2 protein-coding genes are annotated in these 6,434 nt (G+C 44.0%); both read left to right on the top strand.

The window, feature by feature from the left end:
* The first annotated feature begins 17 nt into the window (after positions 1-17).
* On the top strand, positions 18-4,832 hold the full coding sequence (locus RHS_RS21145) for a leucine-rich repeat protein (protein WP_395023214.1): 4,815 nt from the start codon (positions 18-20) through the stop codon (positions 4,830-4,832).
* 240 nt (positions 4,833-5,072) lie between these two features.
* Positions 5,073-6,434, top strand: a 1,362-nt coding sequence (locus RHS_RS21150) for an extracellular solute-binding protein (RefSeq protein WP_047834292.1), incomplete at its 3' end; no start/stop codon positions are given.

Here is a 6,434-nt window from a genome sequence, read left to right on the forward strand (position 1 = left end):
ATTATGTGGTGAGCAGAATGACGGCACTGCTTAACACCCCGGAAGACTGGGGACAAAACAGCATCTGGAATAATATGGTGGGCGTACAGGTGCGGGAAGACGGAAGTGATGAGTGGACAACGGTATTTGAAAAAGGCAATCTAAGAAACCGGACCCCGAGACAGGTCACCGACCCATCCAGACAGTTTCACCGCTATGAATTCGGAGACAACTACACAGGAAGATACATCCGATTTTCATATACGAGATACGAGATGAATCTGATTCCGGAGATTAAAGAAATGATGGTCTACGGTTATAAGCCCGGTGACCCCGCAATTCCGGAGCCATCCAGTGAAGAGATTAACCAGGAATGCTTCGTACCCTCTAACCCAAACATTTCACGTGGACAGGAAATCCTGATGAATAAAGGATTCCAGTATACCTCCTGGGTTGCCAGTGGCGAATATGGAAGGGGAACTTATGATGCAAATGAATATAAGGGCAGCGAACTGACCGGATTAATTTTTTACGACCCGCCGCTGGAAAATACTGAATTTTTTAAATACACACCAAATGCACAATGGGGAATTGCAAAAGCACCCTGGGGAGGCAATGCCATGAGCGGAGCCGGAGAACCAAGGGATTATCTGCCGGAAGAGATGCGTCCGTATGTTGCCAACTTCGTTAGCTCCTGTTTTGGCGATGAAGGCTTATACAGCCTCTCAGAAGTGAATTTATTTAAAAAATGGTTTGACTGGAGCAAAATAAACTATCCGGGTGTCATCCTGCATTCCAACCAGGCACTGGGCAGGGGATGGGAAAATAATAATGCTCAGCCGATGCATGTATTTACAGAAATTGCCCAGCCGGATCTATTGTCACATGACAATTATTATTTTAATGGTACCGGATGGGACAACGAAACCGGATCTACAAGGAACGTGATTATGTCCAGCAGCTGGCAGAGGGAAGCAGCACTGGCAGGTCTTACCGGGGATGGAACCATGCCGATCCTGTTTGGCCAGTATGTGTCTGCCTTTGACCGTGACCTCACAGAATCCCAGAAATATATGATCAATAACGTTTCCCTGGCAATGGGGATGAAGTGGCTGGACTTATGGCGGACAGAGTTTGCTTTTGATGAATGCTTTTTATTTGATTATGACGGAACTCCCAAACGTTCTTACTATGAATGGGCTGATATTATCCGTCAGACAAAAAATATGGGAGATGCACTGATTCGGTTAAACAGCGATACCCTGGTAACGAAAACCGGGCTGAATGCCAATGGAAATCCCAATACGGCAGCCAGCAGGGCGGCTACGGAAGCAGTAGGAGGAATGGGAAGCTTTGAAGACAATGCAGTTAAGAATGCGGAATATTATATATCCGGTGTAGATGCTGAGAATCTGGGTACGGTAAATGGAGGAAACCCGGGTGACGTAGTTCTTGGTTACTTTAATCCTCTTCCGGGACTTACTTCTAAGGAGCTTACCGATTATTTCGGATGCAGTTATCCAAAGGGTTTTATGGTCGTCAACGGGCTTTTTGATGGAATGAAAAAAGCTGCACAGTCCGGAAACAATGGAAAGAACTGGATTCAGGTGGATGATGGAAGTGAAGAAGAAACCATGCAGCATATCACTTTGACTTTTGCAAAAAACCATCCGCAGCTGAATAAGATCAACAAGGAAACCGGTAAGATAGAGGCAGTAGAAATGAGTGCAGACAACACCCTGGAAATTACCATGGGCGGCGGAGCAGCTGAACTTTACTTCTGGTCTGATGTATCCGCAGATGCATCTTCAAATCCGGAACAGGCAGAAGCAGCCTTTGACCAGGATATTTCCACTTCCTGGGCAGCAGCTATGGACGCTTCTTATCCAATCACACTGGAGAAGAAATTTTCCGGTTCCTACACGATCGATCAAGTAACCATAAATGAAGAGGGAAATCATATTACCGGATTTGGTCTGGAATACCGCACAAGTACCGGGACCTGGGAAAACATTCCGTTAGACGGTTCTGACACCGGAAGTATAGGACTCAGTAAAACTGTGCAGTTTGCGCCTGTGAAGGCTACTGGGATACGGCTTGTAGTTCAGTCGGCAGACAAGTCTCCGGCCATTCGCGAAATCCGCTATTTTGTGTATGATGAAGAAACAGATGACAGCGTGGAAAAGACCGTAACCATTAATGACAATGATATGGGTGAGGGAATCAACCAGTTCTCATATGATGATAATTTCTCCTACCGGGAAACTGAAGGGGGCAATTTCCCGACAACTATAGGAAATGACGTTCATTTTACCAATGTTACGGGAGCGGAATCCATTCTGCATTTTTACGGCACGAAGTTGGAGCTGTTTTACAGAAAGTATAACAATAATGCAAATATCAGCGTGTCTATTGACGGTGGGGATCCGGTAACGATAAATACATCGGCAGGAAGCGATAAGTTTGCTTCTACCATCTTTGCAGACCTGGAACTTGGGGAACACACCGCGTTGATTCAAAAGACATCGGAAGCGCAGATAGCAATTGACGGTGCCAGAGTCACCTATAAAGGAAAGCTTCCCGACAACACCGGACGGAAGATTCTGACTTATGTTAATGACAAGTCGGATAAGATCACTTATGACCCTCAGGCAGAGTCCACCACAGCAAACGAAGAGCCGGATAAAAGAGCAGCAGGATGGGCACAGTTTACGCAGACAGATTCTACCAATACCGGCTGGACTTCCAGCAGTAAAGAAGGGGCGTACTATGAAATTGCCTTCCATGGTACGGATGTGACGGTTTATGCGCCGAAGAAGCTTCGAAATATCTTTGGAGGAGACGATACGATTCCCTGGGGGGAAGCAGAAATTACACTGGACGGAGAAACGGTAGATGCCGGATATGAAGTGGATAATGAAAATGGCAATGTGAACTTTGGCCTTCCTGTTTTAAAGATTCATGCCAGTGACGAAAATGCAGACCATAAGCTGCGGATTACCGTAAAAAGCGGTGTCAGCCGGATTGATTATGCAGTTGTGGCCGCCATTGCAGAGAAAGAACCGGTGGAAGAGACGACCGCAACCGTTGAGGGTATTGCAGGAGAACATGGAACAATCGAGCCAAAGATTCAGGAAGTAAAGCTTCATGAGGATGCTCTGCTGCGTGTTATACCGGATGAAGGATATATGCTGGATAAAATAGAGTCAACAGGTAACTATTCCGTAGAAGGCAGTACCATACTGCTTCCAAATGTTCAGAAGGACCTTACCGTATCGGTGACATTCCGCCGTATTGCGGATAAGACGGCGCTTCAGACAGCACTGGAGACAGCAGAAGCTTATATACCGGATGGATATACAGAAGAGAGTTATGCTGTATTAGAGGCAGCGATTGCAGAGGCAAAGGCTGTTTTGGAAGATGAAAAAGCAGAACAGGATGCAATAGAGGAGCAGATTAACAAGCTTCAGGAAGCCATTGCCCGGCTGGAAAGTATTCTGGCCGATCTGACGCAGCTGCAGTCACTATACAAAGCTGTTTCACAGATGGATATGAGCATTTACACAGAAGAAAGCGCAGCTGCATTAAAAGATGCTCTGCTTACTGCGGCAGCAGTGCTGGAAAAAGAAAATGCCACAAAAGTGGAAGCGGCAGAAGCAGAATCTGGACTGCTGGTAGCGCTGGCAGAACTGGAGAAAAAAGAATCAGAACCAGAACAGGAAACAGATAAATCATTAGCAAAAGCATTACACAGTGCTTATAAAGACTTAGATATTACAAGATATACTCAGGAGAGCGCGGCAATATTCACAAAAGCATTAGATGATTTAGAAATCGTAATCGACAATGAAAATGCAACACAGGAAGAAGTTGACAATTCCATAGCAAATCTTTTGTCTGCAGCAACTGAACTTGCAGTATTGCCAAAAGATCCCGAAGAGCCGGAAGTACCGGCAGACTTCTCACTATTGAGCGTACTCTACAATGCATATACAGACGTAGATACCGCTAAGTATACAAAAGAGAGTGCAGATGCATTCCTTGCAGCACTGAAAGCTGCAGAAGATGTATTAAATAACAAAGAAGCAGACCAGGCAGCAGTGGATCAGGCGGCAGCAGCCCTGGCAAAAGCAGCAGCAGAATTAAAAGAAGAGTCTGTGAAACCGGAAGAATCGGTTGTCACAACTGACACTACAGCGTTAAAAGTACTCTATCATGTATATGCCGGGCTTGATACTGCCAAATATACGGACAACAGTGCAAAAGTGCTGAAAGATGCAGTTGCAGCAGCATCAGCGGTTTTAAATAATGCAAATGCTACACAGGATCAGATAGACCGGGCAGCATCCGGACTAATGTCAGCAGCAATCGGACTGGAATTAAAACCGGCAGAGGCCCCAAAACCGGCAGTACCTGCACTGAAAAAAGGACAGATTCTCACATACAGGGGGCTGAGATACAAAGTTACCAATCCGACAGCGGGAAAAGCAGCGGTAATGGTAACAGGAGCTTCCAGTAAGATGGTTAAGAAGGTAACAATACCATCTGCGGTAACCTTAAAGGGTATCAAATGCAAAGTTACAAAGATCGGACAAAAATCCTTTAAGAATTACAGGAAGCTTCGGAAGATTACAATTGGTGCAAACGTAACAGCGATAGGAAAACAGGCTTTTTATGGAGACAGCAAGCTTACAAACATCATTGTTAAATCTAAAGTATTGAGCAATGCATACAGCAATTGTCTGAAGAAAATTTCTTCCAGGGCAGAGATTAAGGTTCCAAAGTCTAAACTGAATGATTACAAGAAATTGTTCAAAAACAGAGGACAGAAGAGCAGCGTAGTAATTAAGTAAAAAGCAGAGTCACAGGCCAGCGTTTTTATGCTGGCCTGTTTTGCCGAAAACAGGAAGAATGACTGGCCTCGTTTTGGAATGTCATGTTTTTTGCAGGTTTTCCTAAAAAATCCTAACATTTTATAAAAAATTAATGACTATAATTATTTTTAAAAGCTGATATGATGTATATATAACAAGTTTTTCGAAAAACTGACAGCACTTAAATTATAAAATGAAGGATTTATGGAGGAAAATAGAATGAAAAAACGTATACTTGCAGCGATTCTTTCTGCGGCAATGGTTATGGGGGCTTTAGCAGGATGTGGTTCTTCTTCGGGAGAAACCTCAAAAGAGACACAGAATGCTGGAACAACAGCAGACTCAGCAGCAGATTCAAAGACAGATACAGATGCAGCAGCAACAGGAAATAATGAGGACGGAAATGATACGGCATCTGCAGACTCTGACAAACCGGCTAAGAAATTTAAAATTTTGTCTATCTGGGCAGAGGATACAAAAGAAGGAAAATTATTATATAACCTGACAAAACAGTATCAGGAAGAAGTAAATCCAAACTTTGAATTTGAATTTGAGCTGGTTTCAGCAAATGACCTGACCACAAAGGTTGCTACTTTAGTCGCTTCCAATGATCTTCCGGATGCGTTTGCTTATGTGGCCGGTCAACCGCTTACGGAACTGATTAATGCAGATAAAGTTGTAAATATTTCAGAGCAATTAGAAAAACTGGGTGTATCGGATCAGATTGAAGAAGGCGCAGTTACCCTGTTAAAAGGACTTTCTAATACTGACAGCATCTATGATCTTCCACTGGGATTGAATATTGAAGGCTTCTGGTATAACAAGAAAGTATTTGAAGATGCAGGTGTGGAAGTTCCCAAGACCTGGGATGATTTAATCAAAGTATGTGACACGTTAAAAGAAAAAGGTGTTCAGCCAATGTCAATCGGCGGATCTGAAAAATGGCCTTTAAGCCGTCTGGTGAATGCATATGTAATCCGTACCATGGGTGTGGATGCACTGACAAAAGCTACATCAGGAGAGATTTCCTTTACGGATCCTAAATTTGCAGAAGCAGCGAAACAGGTATCAGATATGGCTTCAAAGGGATACTTTGGCGAAGGTGTTACAACCGTTGACCAGACGACTGCAGGAAACATGATGCTGGCTGGTGAGTCAGCAATGTGCTACAACGGAAGCTGGTTTACAGAAGACATCACAAGCGAGAATAACCCGGCAGGAGAAGAGGGAATCGGATATTTCAGTATTCCTGTAGTAGATGAATCCGTCAGCCCGATCACCGAAGTTCCGATGAACTGTGGTAATATACTGGCACTTTCCAAAGATAAATACGATGATGCAACAGCAGACTGGTTAAAATATTTCGTAGAACATGCAGGCGATTATGCAATGAAGGAAATGGGTTCTGTAAAAGGCTACAAATATACGGTTGAAGGTGAATTAAGCCCGATCAACCAGGTGGTTGTAGATACTATTGATTCCGTAACAAATGCAGCAACCTGGTTCGAAGCGATGATGAACAATGAAACCAAGACAGCAGCACAGGATAACGTTCAGACCCTTGCCAACGGAGAAATGACA

Origin of the sequence: Robinsoniella sp. RHS (assembly GCF_001029355.1) — a bacterium.
Classification (GTDB): domain Bacteria; phylum Bacillota; class Clostridia; order Lachnospirales; family Lachnospiraceae; genus Robinsoniella; species Robinsoniella peoriensis.

Bases quoted from the DNA above. Each gene is read 5' to 3' on its own strand.
- RHS_RS21145 (WP_395023214.1), top strand. From the start codon at position 18: ATGACGGCACTGCTTAACACCCCGGAAGACTGGGGACAAAACAGCATC.